General features: G+C 65.1%; 16 protein-coding genes. 12 read left to right on the plus strand and 4 right to left on the minus strand.

Annotated features, from left to right (window positions below; genetic code table 11):
- Positions 1-71: 71 nt before the first annotated feature.
- From ahcY to M2334_RS08225, 4 genes are all read left to right on the plus strand, one after another.
- Entirely contained in the window at positions 72-1,472 is a 1,401-nt protein-coding gene (gene ahcY, locus M2334_RS08210; protein WP_181559725.1) for an adenosylhomocysteinase, read from the plus strand.
- 138 nt (positions 1,473-1,610) lie between these two features.
- Complete coding sequence (locus M2334_RS08215; protein ID WP_264594434.1) at positions 1,611-2,564, plus strand: metal-dependent hydrolase; 954 nt, start codon at positions 1,611-1,613, stop codon at positions 2,562-2,564.
- Between the two features lie 4 nt (positions 2,565-2,568).
- The gene (locus M2334_RS08220; RefSeq protein ID WP_264594435.1) at positions 2,569-3,945 is read left to right on the plus strand and encodes a cryptochrome/photolyase family protein; all 1,377 of its coding nucleotides are present in this window, start codon (positions 2,569-2,571) and stop codon (positions 3,943-3,945) included.
- 46 nt (positions 3,946-3,991) lie between these two features.
- Positions 3,992-5,260 carry a class I SAM-dependent methyltransferase gene (locus M2334_RS08225; protein ID WP_413716436.1) on the plus strand — a complete coding sequence of 423 codons (1,269 nt, stop codon included), beginning with the start codon at positions 3,992-3,994 and terminating at the stop codon, positions 5,258-5,260.
- A gap of 701 nt (positions 5,261-5,961) precedes the next feature.
- On the opposite strand, the gene M2334_RS08230 is transcribed toward M2334_RS08225, so the two are convergent.
- Positions 5,962-8,331: a patatin-like protein gene (locus M2334_RS08230; protein ID WP_264605186.1), complete on the minus strand. Its 2,370-nt coding sequence runs from the start codon at positions 8,329-8,331 to the stop codon at positions 5,962-5,964.
- Between the two features lie 59 nt (positions 8,332-8,390).
- Complete coding sequence (locus M2334_RS08235; RefSeq protein ID WP_264605187.1) at positions 8,391-9,095, minus strand: endonuclease/exonuclease/phosphatase family protein; 705 nt, start codon at positions 9,093-9,095, stop codon at positions 8,391-8,393.
- A 110-nt stretch (positions 9,096-9,205) separates the two neighbouring features.
- On the opposite strand from M2334_RS08235, the gene M2334_RS08240 reads away from it, so the two are divergent.
- The 5 genes from M2334_RS08240 to M2334_RS08260 are packed head-to-tail and all read left to right on the plus strand — an operon-like array spanning position 9,206 to position 12,441.
- The gene (locus M2334_RS08240; RefSeq protein ID WP_181559720.1) at positions 9,206-9,652 is read left to right on the plus strand and encodes a host attachment family protein; all 447 of its coding nucleotides are present in this window, start codon (positions 9,206-9,208) and stop codon (positions 9,650-9,652) included.
- Positions 9,653-9,694: 42 nt separating this feature from the next.
- On the plus strand, positions 9,695-11,062 hold the full coding sequence (gene radA, locus M2334_RS08245) for a DNA repair protein RadA (RefSeq protein ID WP_264605188.1): 1,368 nt from the start codon (positions 9,695-9,697) through the stop codon (positions 11,060-11,062).
- Positions 11,063-11,071: 9 nt separating this feature from the next.
- Complete coding sequence (locus M2334_RS08250) at positions 11,072-11,647, plus strand: CvpA family protein (protein WP_264605189.1); 576 nt, start codon at positions 11,072-11,074, stop codon at positions 11,645-11,647.
- 12 nt (positions 11,648-11,659) lie between these two features.
- Positions 11,660-12,109: an iron-sulfur cluster assembly scaffold protein gene (locus M2334_RS08255; RefSeq protein ID WP_264605190.1), complete on the plus strand. Its 450-nt coding sequence runs from the start codon at positions 11,660-11,662 to the stop codon at positions 12,107-12,109.
- Positions 12,106-12,441, plus strand: coding sequence for a DUF423 domain-containing protein (locus M2334_RS08260; protein ID WP_264570348.1), 336 nt, complete (start codon positions 12,106-12,108; stop codon positions 12,439-12,441). The genes M2334_RS08255 and M2334_RS08260 overlap by 4 nt, the downstream gene beginning before the upstream one ends.
- 15 nt (positions 12,442-12,456) lie before the next feature.
- On the opposite strand, the gene aroB is transcribed toward M2334_RS08260, so the two are convergent.
- A complete protein-coding gene (gene aroB / locus M2334_RS08265) occupies positions 12,457-13,554 on the minus strand; it encodes a 3-dehydroquinate synthase (RefSeq protein ID WP_264605191.1) in 1,098 nt (365 codons plus the stop codon).
- Positions 13,551-14,105 carry a shikimate kinase gene (locus M2334_RS08270; RefSeq protein ID WP_264578929.1) on the minus strand — a complete coding sequence of 185 codons (555 nt, stop codon included), beginning with the start codon at positions 14,103-14,105 and terminating at the stop codon, positions 13,551-13,553. Before M2334_RS08270 ends, aroB begins: the two co-directional genes overlap by 4 nt.
- Before the next feature lie 96 nt (positions 14,106-14,201).
- On the opposite strand from M2334_RS08270, the gene M2334_RS08275 reads away from it, so the two are divergent.
- Genes M2334_RS08275 through M2334_RS08285 form a run of 3 tightly spaced genes read left to right on the plus strand, consistent with a single transcriptional unit; the run spans position 14,202 to position 17,170 of the window.
- Complete coding sequence (locus tag M2334_RS08275) at positions 14,202-14,393, plus strand: hypothetical protein (protein WP_181559713.1); 192 nt, start codon at positions 14,202-14,204, stop codon at positions 14,391-14,393.
- Positions 14,394-14,435: 42 nt separating this feature from the next.
- Positions 14,436-16,241 (plus strand): hypothetical protein, encoded by a 1,806-nt coding sequence (locus M2334_RS08280; protein ID WP_264606057.1) that lies wholly within the window; start codon positions 14,436-14,438, stop codon positions 16,239-16,241.
- Positions 16,241-17,170: a tyrosine recombinase gene (locus tag M2334_RS08285; protein ID WP_264594444.1), complete on the plus strand. Its 930-nt coding sequence runs from the start codon at positions 16,241-16,243 to the stop codon at positions 17,168-17,170. The genes M2334_RS08280 and M2334_RS08285 overlap by 1 nt, the downstream gene beginning before the upstream one ends.
- Positions 17,171-17,178: the final 8 nt, after the last annotated feature.

A 17,178-nucleotide genomic window follows, 5' to 3' on the forward strand; every position in this document is an offset into this window, starting at 1 on the left:
TTGGTAAGGCGCCGCGGTGTTGCCGGTGGCGTGCGTAGCGGCCCCGGCTCAGGCAATCAGGAGAATCATCAGTGGCGACCGTGGCCCAGGACTATATCGTAAAGGACATCTCCCTCGCTGGCTTCGGCCGCAAGGAGATCGAGATCGCCGAGACCGAAATGCCGGGCCTGATGGCGCTGCGCGAGGAATTCGGCGCATCCAAGCCGCTCAAGGGCGCGCGGATCACCGGCTCGCTGCACATGACGATCCAGACCGCTGTGCTCATCGAGACGCTGGCTGAGCTGGGCGCAGAGTTGCGCTGGGCCACCTGCAACATCTTCTCGACCCAGGACCATGCCGCCGCCGCGATCGCCGAGCGGGGCATCCCCGTGTTCGCCATCAAGGGCGAGACGCTCGAGGAATATTGGGATTATGTCATCAAGATCTTCGATTGGGGTCAGGACACGACCTGCAACATGATCCTGGACGATGGCGGCGACGCCACAATGTTCGCGCTGTGGGGCGCCCGTGTCGAGGCCGGTGAAGAGCTGTTCGCGCCGTCCAACGAGGAAGAGACGATCTTCGTCGCAACCCTCAAGCGCTTCCTCGCCGAGCGTCCCGGCTATCTCACCAAGACCGTCGCGGCGATCAAGGGCGTGTCCGAAGAGACGACCACCGGCGTCCACCGGCTCTACGAGCTGGCCAAGAAGGGCAAACTGCCCTTCCCGGCGATCAACGTGAACGATAGCGTCACCAAGTCCAAGTTCGACAATCTCTATGGCTGCAAGGAATCGCTGGTCGATGCCATCCGTCGCGCCACGGACGTGATGCTGGCCGGCAAGGTCGCGTGCGTCGCCGGCTTCGGCGATGTCGGCAAGGGCTCGGCTGCCTCGCTCCGCAATGGCGGCGCCCGTGTGCTGGTGACCGAGATCGACCCGATCTGCGCCCTGCAGGCGGCGATGGAAGGCTATGAAGTCGTGACCATGGAAGAAGCGGCCACCCGTGCCGACATCTTCGTGACGGCGACGGGCAATGAAGACATCATCACGCTCGACCACATGCGCGCGATGAAGAACATGGCCATCGTCTGCAACATCGGCCACTTCGACAGCGAGATCCAGATCGCGGCGCTCAGCAACATGAAGTGGACCGAGATCAAGCCGCAGGTCGACGAGGTCGAGTTTCCCGATGGCAAGAAGATCATCATGCTCGCCAAGGGCCGTCTGGTGAACCTGGGCTGCGCGACCGGCCACCCGAGCTTCGTCATGTCCTCTAGCTTCACCAACCAGGTGCTGGCGCAGATCGAGCTGTGGACCAAGAGCGATGCCTATAAGAACGAGGTCTATGTTCTGCCCAAGCATCTCGATGAGAAGGTCGCAGCGCTTCACCTCGAGAAGCTGGGCGTGAAGCTCTCCAAGCTGACCGACAAGCAGGCCGCTTACATCGGCGTGACGCCCGAGGGTCCGTTCAAACCGGATCACTACCGCTACTAAGCCGCATAAGGCTGAGAAGACGTGAGAAGGCGCGGGCTAAGTCCGCGCCTTTTTTCGTGATCCCGGTCGCGCCCCTGATCCGTTCCCGCCCTCTCGGGCAACTTGACCTGCAGCGGTGGGGTCGTGAAGACAGGGGGCATGGATAATCTCACACACAGCATGGTGGGCGCCGTGCTGGGCCAGATCGGGCTCAAGCGCACCTCCGGCCTTGCCATGCCGACGATTATCATCGCGGCGAACATCCCGGATATCGACGCGACCTGTACGCTGCTGGGGACACAGGCGCTGGCACTGCGACGCGGGCTGACGCACGGCCCGATCGCGATGATCGTGCTGCCATTGATCCTCACCGCGATCATGGTCGCATTCGACCGGTGGCAGGCGAAGCGTGGGACACGGCCAGAGACGCGGCCGCCGGTGAACATAGTCTGGCTGTGGGTCGTCGCGCAGATCGGGACGCTCAGCCACCCCGCGTTCGACTGGCTCAACAGCTATGGCATCCGATTGCTCTCGCCGTTCAGCGACCAGTGGTTCCATGGCGATACGCTGTTCATCATCGATATCTGGCTCTGGGCGCTGCTGATCGGCGGCTATCTCTGGGCACGGCGCGGCGAACGCACCGGGCCCGCGCCGATGATGCAGCGCGCGCGGATCATCGCGACGGCCGCCTGCGCCTATATCTTCGTCAACGGACTGATCACCGGATCGGCGGAGGCGAAAGCCGCCGCATGGCTGCGCGCCCAAGGCCGCGAGCCGGACCTGGTGGTCGCCAATCCGCGTCCGTTCGCACCCTGGTCACGCGAAATGCTCTGGCGTGGGGACGGGCGCTTCGGCGGCTTTCCCTACAGCCTCGCCAGCGGGCTTGAAGCCGATGCAGGCGCAGCGGAAGGGATGCCGACCGGGATGGACGATCCCGGCGTCGAGCGCGCGCGGCAGCGGGATGCTGATGCACGGGCGTTCCTGTTCTGGTCGCGGATGCCCCTCGCGCAGCGGGCGGAGAATGGCGACCTGCTGATCTCCGACCAGCGCTTTGCGGGGCGTGGCGCCAGCGCGAGCTTTTCCGTGCAGGTGCCTGCGCAAGCAGTGCGGTAGGGCGATGTCGGCAGCGAGCATCTTGTGGTTCCGGCGGGATCTTCGCTTGGCCGATCAGGCCGCGCTCATACAGGCGTGTGCGGAAGGGCAGGTGATCCCGGTCTATATTCTCGATGATGAGACGGCGCGGCACCGGGCGATGGGCGGCGCATCGCGCTGGTGGCTGCATCATAGTCTCGAGAGCCTTGACGCCGCCCTTCGCGCGCGCGGTTCGCGGCTGATCCTGCGCCGCGGCAAGTCCGAGGCGGTTCTCGCCGCGTTGGCCACGGAGACCGGCGCCACCCGCATCCATGCCTTGCATCATTATGAGCCCTGGTGGCGCCAGGCAGAGAAGGCGGTTGCGCGCTCCCACGAACTGATACTGCACGATGGCAATTATCTCCTGCCGCCGGGCGCCCTGACCACGGGCAGCGGTGGCCCGTACAAGATCTTCACGCCCTTCTGGCGTGCGCTGCGAGAGGTCATGCCGCCGGGTCGGCCCGTGCCGGCGCCTGATACCGTTCCTGCTCCCCAAAAATGGCCGGTGAGCGATCAACTCGAAAACTGGGCCTTGCTGCCGACCTCGCCCGACTGGGCGGACGGGTTCGCGCATGATTGGTCGCCTGGCGAGGCGGGCGCCCACGATCGGCTCGATGCCTTTATCGACCATGTCGATGGCTATGACGAAGGCCGCAATCTGCCTTCCATCGAAGGCTCCTCGCGCTTGTCGCCGCATCTCCATTTCGGCGAGATTTCGCCGGCAACACTGTGGCACGCACTCGACCGGGAGGATGGCGCCAGCGAGGTCTATCTGCGTGAACTGGGCTGGCGTGATTATGCCCAGAATGTGATCGCGCAGATAAGTGATTATGGGAGTCGGAACGGTCGCGCGCAGTTCGATGCCTTTCCCTGGCGCTCGGGCCATGAGGCGCGGGACGACCTCAAGGCCTGGCAGGAGGGCTGCACCGGCTACCCGATTGTCGATGCGGGGATGCGCCAGCTCTGGCAGACCGGATGGATGCATAACCGGGTGCGGATGATCGCGGCGAGCTTCCTCATCAAGCATCTGCTCATTGACTGGCGGGCAGGGGAGCGCTGGTTCTGGGATACGCTGGTCGATGCCGATTATGGCAACAATGCAGTCAACTGGCAGTGGGTCGCGGGCACCGGGATCGATTCCAACATGTTCGTGCGGATCATGGCGCCGCTCACCCAGTCCGAGAAGTTCGACGCGGCCGCCTATATCCGGCGCTGGGTGCCGGAGCTGGCGCATGTGAAGGACGCCGCAATCCACGATCCCGAGTCCGCGGGTGTTAGGCCAGCGCAATATCCGGCCAAGTTAATCGAGCATCGCGCCGCGCGAGAGCGGGCGCTCGCCGCCTATGCCCGCGCGAAAGGCTGAGCGGGCCCCGGTTGTCTTTGCGTGAGGAATGCGTTCATATGGGCGCATGACCATTCACAATCCCAAAGCCAGCCGCCAGCGCGCCATGATGCGCCGGGCCGGCGCGCAGGTGGGTGGGCGTTTCTGGCGGGCTTTGCCGACCCGGCTGTTCGAGCCGATGCTCGTGCGGGTCGACCGGGGTCTGATGCGGGGATCACTCGAACTGCATCTGCCGGATGGATCGGTGCGCTTGCTAGGCGGGCGCAAGCAGGGCTTTTCGGCGATCGTGCACCTTGCCAACTGGCGGGCCTTGATCCGGCTGGCGGCCTCCGGCTCAACCGGCTGGTATCGCGCCTGGGCGGATGGCGACTGGTCGAGCCCCGATCCGGTGGCGCTGTTCGCCCTCTTTGGTGCCAACGCCCGTTCGCTGGGGAAGTCCGCGCGCTCGACTGGCCTGCCGCGCCTGATGGGCCGCTGGAAGCTGGCGCGGCGGCATAACAGCCGGCGGGGCGCGCGGCGGAACATCGCCGAGCATTATGATCTGGGCAATGATTTCTATCGGCTGTGGCTGGACGAGACGCTGACTTATTCCAGCGCCCGACCGGCGCATCCCCAGGAAGCGTTAGAAGCCGCGCAGATCCGCAAGATCGATGAGCTTTTGGCGCGAATCGATCTCGACGATGGCCGGCAACTGCTTGAAATCGGATGCGGCTGGGGAGGATTGGCCGAGCGCGTGCTGGAGCGGTGCGATGTCGACTATACCGGCCTTACACTCTCCACCGAGCAGCAGCAGATCGTGCAGGGGCGGATCGAGGGGTTGGGCGCGCAGGACCGTGCCCATGTGCTGCTGCAGGATTATCGCGATTGCGAGGGCCAGTTCGATGCCATTGCCAGCGTGGAGATGGTGGAGGCCGTCGGCGAAAGCTATTGGCCGACTTACCTCGCCTGCATTGCCCGGCTGCTCAAGCCCGGTGGGCGCGCGGCCATCCAGTATATCAGCATCGATGACGAGATTTTCCCGGCCTATGCCGCACGGGCCGACTTCATCCAGCGCTACATCTTCCCCGGCGGTTGCCTGATCGCCGAGCGGCGCTTTCGCGATCTTGCCAAGCGCGAAGGGCTGGAATGGGCAGACCAGACGCGCTTCGGCCTCGATTATGCGTGGACGCTGCGGCAGTGGCGCGCGCACTTTGACGCAGTGGTGGATGCAGGTCGTCTGCCTGCCCGGTTCGATGCCCGGTTCGTGGACATGTGGCGCTACTATCTCATGTATTGCGAAGGCGGTTTTGCAGGGCGGAGCATCGACGTATCGCAAGTAACGCTGATTAAGCGCTAGGCGGCGGCGTGGACAAATTCAGGGCGCAGGTGGCGTCCGGTTTCAGACAGAGTCCCGAGAGGTCTGTACCTCTGATTTGGGGTGGTTAGCTGACGTTCATGGCCGTGGTGAATGAAGGCTCAAGAATGCGGTGTCGTCGCCTTGGGGACTCTCGCCGGGCCTTGGTCCGTCGCCGACCATAGCAGAAAATGCAAATCCTACTTTACTTTGCACGCACCGCACGACTTCCAGACTCGATGGTTTGTCTGGCCGCCAGTTGGTCGGAAACGCCACATATCTTGCATGAGTCCATGAGACATCAATCGTTGCTATCGAGGGGCCACAGGCAAGAACCGCGTCTGTCAAAGCTCTTTCCGAAGGCAAGCATTCGTCCCTCATGAGCATCCTGCCTGCTTTGTCCGTGCATTCGGCAGCGCCCTCGATTGCGCCGCCTGTTAGATCGGTGATGCTAAGGATGACAGATTTTTGTTCTGCCGATGCACTCTGATCTTGCTTTGATGCTGAAAAGCAAGCTGTCAGAGAAATCAGGCCACAAGCTGCCGCGAAGTTATGCGCCCATATCTTAGTCACTATTCGATCCATAGGACTGTATCAGATGGTTGTTCAATGTCTGCAAGGTCGTCGTATCCTGAATGCCTGCTCCGAGACGACAACGCCGGATAGCCTACATTGCGTAAAAGCACCGAATGTGCCCACGCGGCCTAGGCGCCGATCAGCGCGATCTCGGCGCGGATGGCCTCAATCTGGCCCGGGATCAGGGTCAGTCTTGGTTCTTCCTCATCCAGAATCGCTTCAAATGCCGCGCGCTTCCATGCCGCCTTGCGGGCGTCATCGGCGGCGATTTCCGGCGGCATGGTGGAGAGCAGGATGTCGATCAGTCGATCAGCCCCATGGAGCCGGCCCCAGAGATAATCATTTTCGCGATAGGCACGGCTGAAGAACGCACCGAAGCAGTTGAATTCGATGCCACGCAGCGTCGCCGGTGCGCCGCCTTTGCGGATCGCCACGGCATCTTCGGGAGATATGCGATCCACCTTGATGGGGTCGTACTCGTCCAGACCTTCTCCCTGCAGCAGCGGAAAGGTCGCAATGTCGTAATAAGGGAAGCCGAGATAGGCCTTGAGCAAGGTCCGCCGGTCCTCGGCCGGGAGCGCCACACACGCAGCCGCAAAGCGCGCGTCGATCTGCTGGTCCAGATCCCGCAAGCCCCGCGCCTCCGCGATGATCGCAAGGGACGCCATCAGGTTATCGCCGTGCGGCCGCAGGGCTTCGCGTGTGCCCGCGCCAAACCATGCCGGCGTCTGACGTTCGGCATAAAGGCCGATGGCCTCGTAGAGCATATCCTGCATGGCGGAGAGGGCGGCGCCTTTCCCCTCATCCTCCTCGCTCTCGCCTTCCACAGCCTGCTCACGGAGCTGGACGAGGCGCCGGGCGAGGAAGCGCAGTCGGCGGATGCGGAACGCGATGTCGTGATTGCGATAGAACAGAATGAGCGCCGCGCTTGCGCCATCGCCCGATCCGGGGTCCATCTGGTCCACGCCCGCCGCATGGAGCTGCGCACGCAGCGGCTCCCGCAGACTGTCGCGCGCGGCCATGCCAGGGGCATCGCGGAGTTGAATGAGCAGATCGGCCAGTTCATCGATGATGCCGGCATATTTGAGATAGCCATAAGCGGGATAGGCAAAGCCCGCCGCCCGCGAGGCCTTTTGCTGCAGCCTCGCGCGCAGATGCGCCAGACGGCGCGGCGAGGGCCGGCTGAGCAGTAGGCTGAGGCCGACGGTCTGGTCCACGGTTCGTTCGATGTCCGGCCGCAAGCGCTCGGTGATTTCCAGCATCCGGTGAATGCGGCTGGAGCGGGCGCCTATCGCCTCCAGATTGTCCCGGATCGGCTGTTCGCGCGGAATATCGCTGACCGCGCCGAAGATCGTGCGGAAGAAGCCGGGGACAGGGCGCTCACCATTTTGGGCATGGTGGGAAGGGGAGGTGAGGCGAAAGCCGGGCGCGCTGGGCGTCGGCTCGATGAACACGAAGCGCCGGTCGACCGTCCGCCGCGCCGGGCGATTCTTGAGCGCATCGATTGCCTGCGCAAAGGGCGCATTGGCCAGCACCGATCCGTCGATCAGCACGGCATCCTCCGCATCGCCGGTGGCGCTGTGACCGGGGAGCACACGGCGCAAAAACGCATCGCGACCGGGCCAAGCGCGACTGCGGTCGGCAAGCACCTTGTCCATTTCCCGAGCCGTGAACGGCGGAAAGGCGCCCGGAAAGCTGGCCGTCGCGCGGGCGGCAAACGCGAGTTCGGCAGGGTCGGCGAGGGTGCGCGGTTGCCCGCCCCGGGCATGGAAGCCTATCGTGAGCCGGTGCTCGGTCTCGCTGATTTCCGGCGGGCTATTGAGGCGCAGCCGTTCCTCATGGCCGGTAAAATCCGTGGCGGTGACGAACAGGTCCAGCGGATGCCCACGGGGCAGCAGCGATCCTCCGATCTTCTCTGGCTCCGTCTCGCGCGCCTTTTCCATCGCATCGAAGGCGTTGAGCAGCAGCTCGGTAAACCCCTTGCCGCCGAAGGGAGGCGCGAACCAGCGCGCCCGGATGAAGTTGGACAGTTTGCGCCGCACCTCCGAGCGCGTTTCCGGCGCCACGGTGCGGGACACCGTGTCGTTGCGGCGGCGCAGCAGCAGCCAGAGCAGTGGCGCGGCCCAGAATTTGGTGAAGCGCGAGAGCGGTCGCGCATCAGGGTCGAGCAGGATGTCGACATCGGCGCAGCGCAACCACAGTTCGGTCAGCGGGTCGAGCGACTGACCGCTTTCTATGGCCTGCGCCAGATAGACCCCGTTGATGCCGCCCGCGCTGGCCCCGGCAATGATGTCCGGCAGAATCCGCACCCGCAGGCCGGTCTCCGCAAGGCAGGTCTCCAGAATGCGCTGGTAAACGAGATTGCCCGGTCGACCGCTGCGGAAATCCCGGCTGGCCTGCGCCAGATGCCAGATTTCCTTGGTGACCCCGTGCATGTAGACGGCGAGGCTGACTCCACCATAGCAGACCAGCGCCAGCCTCAGTTCCTTCTCCCGCATGAGCGCAGATTGGCGCGCTACGGCCGGCTTGTCGAGCCGTTGCACAGATTATCCGCAAATCAGCGAAGGTCGAACGTGGCCCAGACCGGCAGATGATCGGACGCGCGCCGGGCCAGAACGGAGGAATGGACGCCGCTGTCGGTCAGCGTCAGGCCGCCCCGCCACATGATCCGGTCGAGTTCGGCAATCTGGCGGCGGGCGTGGAAACTGCGGCCGCATGGCGCGATGTCATAGTGGCGCGAGAAATCCTGCAGGCACCCGCGATTGGCGGTCCACTCGTTCGTATCGCCCATCAGGATGGTCGCATCGGCGGGATGCTGGACATCCACCATATCGACATGATGCTGGACCGCCGCAGCCTGCCGGCGCCGCCAGAGGCCGGAGAGGTCGAGGTGCATCCCAACCGTCCGCAAGCGGATGCCCTTGATCTCGATACAGGCCATCACAGCGCCGCGCGGCTCCAGGCAGGGGAGATGGATCACGCTGGCATCGGCATGGCTCTGGTTGCGCCGAACCAGGAGCGCATTGCCGTGCCAGCCCATGCTCTCGACTCGCGTCGGCAACTCGATGGCGCGATAATCCGAATGCATCTCCAGCAGGCGATCGGGCAGCACCGCATGACGGATGCCGAAGCGGCGGTCGGCTTCCTGCAGGGCAATCAGATCGGCATCCAGCTCGTTCAGCACATCAATGATGCGCTCTGGCATGCGGCGCCGATCGGTGCCGACGGCTTTGCGGATGTTGTAGGAAGCGACCTTGATCATTGCGCCGTAGATTTGGCCTTATCGGCCGCAAGGCAACCCCATGGCCAAGAAAAAGGCAACTCCGCGCCGGCTCAGCCATTCAACTTATATCACAATCTTGGAGGATGATGATGAAAGTTGCTCATGACGCGCTCGTGATGGTGGTCGATGGTAGCAAGATGCTGCTGTTCCGTAATGCTGGCGACGAGGAGTTTCTCAACCTTCAGGTCGAAGAGGCGGTGGAGCAGAAATCCGAGCAGGATCAGGATCTTTCGACCGATCGGCCCGGGCGCAGCTTCGCTTCGGCACCCAACAGCCAGGATCGCAGTGCGATGGAAGAAACCGACTTCAAGCAGCAGGCGGAAGACCGCTTCGCAGCGGATGCAGTCGCGCTGCTCAACAAGCGCGCCATGGAGGGCTCGTTCGACCAGGTCGTCATCGTCGCGGCACCGATCACTCTGGGCGAGATGCGCCGCCATTATCACAAGACGCTCAAGGATCGGCTCGCCGGCGAAATCGGCAAGACGCTCACCAGCCACCCGGTCGACGAGATCGAACAGATCCTCATGAAGAGCTGATCTCGCCTCTGGCGTTCCCTCTTCGTTCTGCTAAGAGGGCGCATGGCGAAAGTGAAACGTCGATATGTGTGCCAGGCCTGCGGGGCGGTGGCGTCCCGCTGGCAAGGGCAGTGCGACGACTGCGGAGAATGGAACAGCCTGATCGAGGAAGCGCCGCCCACGGCGTTCTCGGCCAAGCACGATCTTCAGGCCGGCGGGCAGGCGATCAATCTGATTGGCTTGGACGCGGATATCGCTCTGCCCGAGCGGATGACCACCGGCCTGCCGGAGTTCGATCGCGCAGTCGGCGGCGGGCTGGTGGCCGGGTCCGCCAGTCTGATCGGCGGCGATCCGGGCATCGGCAAGTCCACCCTGCTGCTTCAAGCTGCGGCGCGGATGGCCAAGGCCGGGCGGCATGTCGTTTATGTGAGTGGCGAGGAAGCTGCGGATCAGGTCAGGCTGCGCGCCCGGCGGCTGGGGCTGGGCGATGCCCCGGTGCATCTCGCCAGCGCTACGTCGGTGCGGGATATTCTGACGACATTGGGGCAGCGGGAAGAACCCGATCTGCTCATCATCGATTCGATCCAGACCATGCACAGCGACCTGATCGAAGGTGCGCCGGGCACGGTCAGCCAGGTGCGGGCGAGCGCTCAGGAGTTGATCCGCTTTGCTAAGCGGGGTGGAACGGCTCTCATTCTTGTCGGCCACGTCACCAAGGATGGCACCATTGCCGGCCCGCGCGTGCTGGAGCATATGGTGGACACCGTCCTGAGCTTTGAGGGCGAACGCAGCCATCAGTATCGCATCCTGCGCGCGATCAAGAATCGCTTTGGCGGCACCGACGAGATCGGCGTGTTCGCAATGGTCGAGGAGGGACTGCAGGAAGTCGGCAATCCCTCGGCGCTGTTCCTGACCGACCGCGAGGAGCGCGTGGCGGGCACGGCCGTCTTCCCCGCGCTTGAAGGTACGCGGCCGGTGTTGGTCGAAGTGCAGGCGCTGACGGTGCGGCTGGCCAGCGGCGCGACCCCGCGCCGGGCCGTGGTCGGCTGGGACAGCGGCCGGCTCGCCATGGTGCTGGCCGTGCTCGAAGCGCGCTGCGGCTTGAGCTTCGCGACTTGCGAGGTCTATCTCAATGTCGCTGGCGGTTACCGCTTGCAGGACCCTGCCGCAGACCTTGCTGTCGCTGCCGCCCTGATCTCGGCGCTTTCCGAAAACCCCGTGCCGCATGATGCGGTGATGCTCGGAGAAATTGCGCTGTCCGGCGAATTGCGCCCGGTCGCCCATAGTGCGCTGCGCCTGCGGGAAGCTGCCAAGCTCGGCTTCGGGCGTGCCTTGTTGCCGGCATCCAGCGCGGCGCAGGCCAGTGGCATTTCGACGACCGGATTCCGCCGGCTCGGCGATCTTGTTGACCATCTGCTTGGGCGGGACTAGCCAGCCGGCATGACCGTGCTGGATTTTGCCGTTCTTCTGCTCATCGGTGGCTTGGCCGTGCGGGGCTTCCTGCGCGGTTTCGTGACCGAATCGCTGTCGCTTGCTGCACTGATTGGCGCCATCGTCGCGGTGCGGCTTTTCCACGCGCCATTCACGGCTCTGCTCGACACCATCGTGGGGGCGGAATATGTGGCGGCGCTGCTGGCATTCGTCGCGGTGTTCGGCGTCGTCTTCATGCTGGGCACGCTGCTGGCGCGCTGGATCGGCGACAAGACCAAGACCTCGCTGCTCGGCCTGTTCGACCGGACGCTGGGCCTTGGCTTCGGCGCCATCAAGGGCCTGCTGGTGGCGACCATCGCCTTCGTGCTGTTCACGATCGGTTATGATGCCATCTACGGCGTGCAGACCAATCGGCCGGACTGGATGCGGCTGTCCCGTTCCTATCCGCTCCTAAGCGCGAGCGGCTCGGCGATGAGCGGTTGGATGGCGGAGAACAGCCGGCGCGGTGGCCTGCTCGGTATTCTTGAGGATGATGGCGCTGAGAGTAGCAACGCAAGTGGCGAGGACAGCAATGCCGCGCAGTGAAGGCACCGGCGCATGAGCAGCGCGCTCTACAGCATGGATGTGCTGCGTCGCGCTGCCGGCATTTCGGCCTATCCGCCGCTCGATCAGGCTGATTTCGTCGAAGAGCGGCGCTCGCCGACCTGCGGCAGTCGTGTCTCGGTCAGCTTGCGGGTGGATGAGGCCGGCCGCATCACCGCCTTCGGGGTCGATGCCAAGGCCTGCGCGCTGGGGCAGGCGGCCTCGGCGATCCTCGCTGCGCAAGCTGTCGGCGCTGATCGCGCAACCATCGACTCGGTGAGCGAGGCATGGCGGGGCTATCTGGCCGGGGAGCAGGATGCCCTGCCGGACTGGCCGGATCTCGCCTTGCTCGCAGCCGGTCGCGATTATCCCGCCCGGCACCCGTCGATGCGACTGGCGTTCGAGGCCACGGCCGCCGCCCTCGCCCGCGCAAATGGGGACGCGCAAAAGGAGACGTCGTCATGATCGGCATACTGGCCGCGCTGAGCGCCGCCTTGTCCATTGGTGCGTCGGCATTCGGCGCTCATGCGGCCAGCAGCCCGCAGGCCGCGGAGTGGTTGCGGACCGGTGGCGTCTATCAGCTTGTCCATGCCGTGGCGGTGCTTGCGTTGCTGCGCCTGCCGGTCAGCAATGGTCCTTCATGGACATTGCTGACCGGCAGCGCGCTGTTCGCCGCCACGCTCTACGCCATGGCGCTGGGTGCCCCCCGCTGGCTGGGCGCGGTCACACCGATTGGCGGCGTGGTGATGATCCTGGGATGGCTCTGGTTGGCCTGGCAACTCGCGCGCGCTGACTGAGGCGATCTGCCTGTTTCAGGCGCCGTCGAGATAGGCGGCAACGTCCGCCAGATCGACATCCTTGGCGAGATAGGTCTTGCCGATGCCACGGGCGAGCAGGAAGGGCAGGGTGCCGCTGCTCATCTTCTTGTCATGCAGCATATGCTCGACGAGCCGCGCGCCGGACGCGGACACGCCCGCATCCGCCAGCGACGCCGGCAGGCCGACGGCGCGCAGATGCGCAACGACCCGCTCTGCATCCTCGGGCGGGCATTCGCCGCGCCGCACGGAGTATCCAAACGCTAGGGCCATGCCCGCCGCGACGCCCTCGCCATGCAGCAGTCGATCCGAAAAGCCGGTTTCCGCCTCCAGCGCATGGCCGAACGTGTGGCCAAGGTTGAGGAGCGCCCGGCGGCCGCTGGTCTCGCGCTCATCCTCGGCGACGATGGCGGCTTTGGCGGCGACGCTGCGGGCAATGGCATGGGCGCGGGCCTCGGGGTCGCCAGCCATCAGCGCCGTGCCGTTCGCCTCGCACCATGCGAAAAACTCGGCATCGTCGATCAGGCCGTATTTCACCACCTCGGCATAGCCGGCGCGCACTTCTCGCGGGCCGAGCGTGTCGAGCGTGTCTGGGTCGATCAGCACCAGTGAGGGCTGATGGAAGGCGCCCAGCAGGTTCTTGCCTGCCCGGCTATTGATCGCGGTCTTGCCGCCGACCGAGCTATCCACCTGGGAGAGCAATGTCGTCGGGATCTGCACGAAGTTGCAGCCGCGCTTGACGATGGATGCCGCGAAGCCGACCAGATCGCCGATCACCCCGCCGCCCAGTGCAACTACATGGTCCCGCCGTTCGATGCCGTGTGCGATCATCCGGTCGGTCAGGGCTTCGAGATGCTGCCAGCTCTTGGTGGATTCGCCCGCCGGAAGCGTCACCAGCTCGGCCGCCAGTCCAGCCCGCTCCAGCGCGGCGGCAAGGCGGGGCCATTGAGCCGAAGCGACATGCGCGTCCGTCACGACCAGAAAGGGTCGGCTGCTGGCAAAAGGCGCCAGCGCCTCGCCCGCGCGCTCCATCAGCCCGGCTTCGATGCGGACATCATAGCTGCGCTCGCCAAGGGAAACGGGGACGGTGGTCATGGGTTGAGCGCTTTCACGATCTTGTCGATGGTCGCCTCATGCGGCGAGTCCGAGCTTTTGATGTGGATGGGCGCTTGCTGGTAAAAGGGCGTGCGCGCCGCAGCGAGGCTCTTGAGCACTTCGCGCGGCTCACGGCCCTTGAGCAGTGGGCGGCCATCGCGCCGGGAAACGCGGTCGACGAGAATGTCGATATCCGCATCCAGCCAGACGGCCGTGGCGTGCGCCAAGATCAGCGCCCGCGTCTCGTCATTGACGAAAGCGCCGCCACCGGTGGCGACAACCTTGGGCACGCCGTCGATCAGCCGGGCGATCACCCGCCGTTCGCCATCGCGAAAGGCCGGCTCGCCATAGGTGTCGAAGATTTCCTGAATGGTCATCCCGGCCGCCCGCTCGATCTCGTCGTCAGCATCGACAAAAGGCAGGTTGAGTCGGGCTGCGAGGCGACGGCCGATGGTGGACTTTCCCACGCCCATCAGGCCCACCAGGACGATGGAAGGTCCTGCGGATAACCCTGCGATGGCCTCTTCGCGATATTTATCGTTTCGCCCCATGATCTGCGCGGCTATACAGCCGCCAACGTCTGAGGCAACGGCGTTCGAACGCCATCAGGCATATGTCACTGCAACGGTAAGGCCCGATCCCCCATCATGAAACTCAGCCGCCGCGACCCTTATCAACAGTCCTATCGCTCACGCCGTCCGCGTAATCCGCTGTCGCTGATCGGCGTCATTCTGTTGGTCGTCATCGTGCTGCTCCTCGTGCTCTCCTGGTGGAACGGCGCCGAACGACCCGTCACCGAGATCGAGCTGCCGGTTTCCGCCGAGCAACTTGCCGGTTAGGGCAGGGCAGTGCGAGGCAGACAGATTGGCTTGCTGGCGGGGATGAGCGCGCTGGCGCTCAGCATCCCCGTGCTGGCGCAGAGCGGCCCTGAATCACTGCTGCCGCCCGGATTTGGCGATGCCGCGCCGACACCGTCGCCCAGCGGGCCGCAGCCGGCGACACCGCAGCCCGCGCGGCCGGCCGCGCCCGCGCCAACGCCGCTGCTGCCGCCCGGCGCGGTGATCGACCGCGCCGCCAATGCCATGGCAGCCGACGAGGCGGTGAACGAGACAGCTGCCGACGAAATCGCCGAGAAATACGACCTGCCGCCGTCCGCACGCCGGTCTCTGGACCGGATCGGCCCGCTCAAGGTGGCGCAGGGCGGCCTTGGCGAGAGTGCCTTCGGGCAACGCAATGGGCAGGCCCTTGCCGGCGTAATGCGCACGATGCGCGCGCCGGTCATGTCTCGCTGGGCGAGCATTTTGATGCGCCGGGCGTTGCTTTCTCAGGTCTCCACGCCGTCAGACATCGGTGGTGCGGACTGGGCAGCCGAGCGCGCATGGCTGCTGCTGCGCATGGGTGAGGCGGATAATGCGCGCCTGCTGATCCAGCAGGTCGATGCCGATCAGTATAGCCGCCGGCTCTATTCCGTGGCGATGCAGGTGCAACTTGCTACCGCTGATCCCGCCGGCTTCTGCCCGCTGCTACCGCGCGCGCGGGATATGAGCGACGAGCCGGGCTGGTTCATGGCGCAGGCCATCTGCGCGTCGTTCTCGGCAGATCAGGGCACGGCGAGCGCGTTGCTCAGCCAGGCGCAGCGGCGCGGCATCGCCCGGGGCATCGATTACCGGCTTGCCGAAAAGGTGGTCGGCGCCGGGCCGAACAGCCGCCGCTCGGTGAAGATCGAGTGGGATGGCGTGAGCCAGCTTACGACATGGCGCTATGGTCTGGCCACGGCAACCAATGTCGCCATTCCGCCAGCGCTGTTCCAGACAGCCGGGCCGCAGGTGCTCGCCTGGCAGGCTCGCGCGGCCAATCTGTCGCCGATGGATCGTTTGGCCGGCGTAGGAGTCGCCTCACAGCTGGGCGTTTTCTCAGGCGCCGCAACATTGGGCTTCTTCGCTGCCTTGGCAGAGGACGAGTCCGCCGAGGCTACCGCGAATGATCGCGTCGACTGGTTGCGGACGGCCTATGGCTCGGGCGATACTGGCACGCGAATTTCCGCGATGCGCGATTTCTGGCAGGCCCAGCCGTCAGGTGGCTGGAGTGCCGGGCCGGGTGGCGTTTACTATGGCGCGTTGCCCGCTGTCGCGCGCGCGGCGGCGGCGCTGCCGGTCTACGCCGAAGCAGGCGAGGATACGCCCTGGCTGATCGCTGCCATGCTCGCAGGCGGCTATGATCGGAGTGCCGCGCGCTGGCGCAGCGTGATCGAGGGGCTGGATGGCGATGCGCAGCAGCGCAGCTGGGCCCTGTTGGCGACCGGCCTGCCCAATGCGGCGGTAGACCTGTCCGCAAATCGTATCGCCGCTTTTGTCGACGCCGATGAGGCAGAAGACAAGTTGCGTGGTCATAGTCTCGTCGCCGTGCTGGGCGGGCTCAATCGTCTGCCTGCTGGCGAGCGGGCGCAGCTTTTGCAGGATGCCGGGGTCAACCTGTCTTCGCGGCGTCCATGGGTCCGGGCAATCGTTGCGGCGGCGGCACGCCGGGAGCAGGGCACGGTAGCGCTGCTGGCGGGCGTCGGGATGCAGAGCCTCAACTGGCGCAACATGACGCCCGAGCAACTCTATTACATCATATCGAGCCTGAACGCTGTCGGTCTTGAGGCTTATGCGCGGATGATCGGCGCCGAGGCGATGGCCCGGCTCTGATGACCGGTGCGGACGAGCGCGAGTCGATCGTCGGTTCGCGCGATGCCACGCTGATCAGCCGCTATCTCACCATGATGGCGGCCGAGCGTGGCGCCTCGCGCAACACATTGCTTGCCTATCGAACCGATCTCGAAGACGCTGCGGTGCGCTGCCAGGGGTTGGCACATGCGGACGCTACCCGGCTCACCTCGCTGGCTGCATCATGGCGAGATCTCGCGACATCGACGGTCGCGCGCAAACTTTCGGCGCTACGAGGTTTCTTCGCTTTTCTGGAGGCAGAGGCGGTCCGGGCTGACAATCCCGCCGCGAGTCTGGCAAGGCCCAGCCTGCAGCGTCCGCTCCCCAAAATACTGTCTCATCAGGATGTCGATGCGATTTTTGCGGTCATCGCCGAACGGATTGCGCGCGTGCCGGTCAATCCGCTCGACCTACGGCTCGCGGCGCTGATCGAGTTGCTCTACGGTTCCGGGCTGCGTGCGACCGAACTGGTTTCGTTGCCCGCCAAGGCCATGGCGACCGATCGCCCCTTTCTCATCCTGCGGGGTAAGGGCGGGCGCGAGCGGCTCGTGCCGATCTCCGACCGGGCGCGCGCGGCCGTGGCCGCTTGGCGGGCGCATGTGCCGGAGGACAGTGCCTGGCTCTTCCCATCAGGCAAATCCTATTTGAGCCGGGTGCGCCTCTTCCAGCTGGTGCGCGCTTTGGCCGCCGAGGCGGGCATCGATCCGGGGCGAGTCAGCCCGCATGTCCTGCGTCATGCCTTCGCGACCCATCTGCTGGAAGGAGGCGCGGACCTGCGCGCATTGCAGGCGATGCTGGGCCATGCCGACATCGCCACGACGCAGATTTACACCCATGTCGACGCGGCTCGACTGGTCGCCCTCGTTAACGCACGCCATCCGCTCGTTGACCTCAAGCGACGCGGCGTATAGCGCGCGAG

This window comes from Sphingobium sp. B11D3D, assembly GCF_025961755.1.
Classification (GTDB): Bacteria; Pseudomonadota; Alphaproteobacteria; order Sphingomonadales; family Sphingomonadaceae; genus Sphingobium.

Excerpts from the sequence above, each read along its gene's own strand:
- M2334_RS08215 (WP_264594434.1), top strand. The coding sequence starts at position 1,611 with ATGGATAATCTCACACACAGCATGGTGGGCGCCGTGCTGGGCCAGATC.
- M2334_RS08220 (WP_264594435.1), top strand. The coding sequence starts at position 2,569 with ATGTCGGCAGCGAGCATCTTGTGGTTCCGGCGGGATCTTCGCTTGGCC.
- M2334_RS08225 (WP_413716436.1), top strand. The coding sequence starts at position 3,992 with ATGACCATTCACAATCCCAAAGCCAGCCGCCAGCGCGCCATGATGCGC.
- M2334_RS08230 (WP_264605186.1), bottom strand. The coding sequence starts at position 8,331 with ATGCGGGAGAAGGAACTGAGGCTGGCGCTGGTCTGCTATGGTGGAGTC.
- M2334_RS08235 (WP_264605187.1), bottom strand. The coding sequence starts at position 9,095 with ATGATCAAGGTCGCTTCCTACAACATCCGCAAAGCCGTCGGCACCGAT.
- M2334_RS08240 (WP_181559720.1), top strand. The coding sequence starts at position 9,206 with ATGAAAGTTGCTCATGACGCGCTCGTGATGGTGGTCGATGGTAGCAAG.
- radA (WP_264605188.1), top strand. The coding sequence starts at position 9,695 with ATGGCGAAAGTGAAACGTCGATATGTGTGCCAGGCCTGCGGGGCGGTG.
- M2334_RS08250 (WP_264605189.1), top strand. The coding sequence starts at position 11,072 with ATGACCGTGCTGGATTTTGCCGTTCTTCTGCTCATCGGTGGCTTGGCC.
- M2334_RS08255 (WP_264605190.1), top strand. The coding sequence starts at position 11,660 with ATGAGCAGCGCGCTCTACAGCATGGATGTGCTGCGTCGCGCTGCCGGC.
- M2334_RS08260 (WP_264570348.1), top strand. The coding sequence starts at position 12,106 with ATGATCGGCATACTGGCCGCGCTGAGCGCCGCCTTGTCCATTGGTGCG.
- aroB (WP_264605191.1), bottom strand. The coding sequence starts at position 13,554 with ATGACCACCGTCCCCGTTTCCCTTGGCGAGCGCAGCTATGATGTCCGC.
- M2334_RS08270 (WP_264578929.1), bottom strand. The coding sequence starts at position 14,105 with ATGGGGCGAAACGATAAATATCGCGAAGAGGCCATCGCAGGGTTATCC.
- M2334_RS08275 (WP_181559713.1), top strand. The coding sequence starts at position 14,202 with ATGAAACTCAGCCGCCGCGACCCTTATCAACAGTCCTATCGCTCACGC.
- M2334_RS08280 (WP_264606057.1), top strand. The coding sequence starts at position 14,436 with ATGAGCGCGCTGGCGCTCAGCATCCCCGTGCTGGCGCAGAGCGGCCCT.
- M2334_RS08285 (WP_264594444.1), top strand. The coding sequence starts at position 16,241 with ATGACCGGTGCGGACGAGCGCGAGTCGATCGTCGGTTCGCGCGATGCC.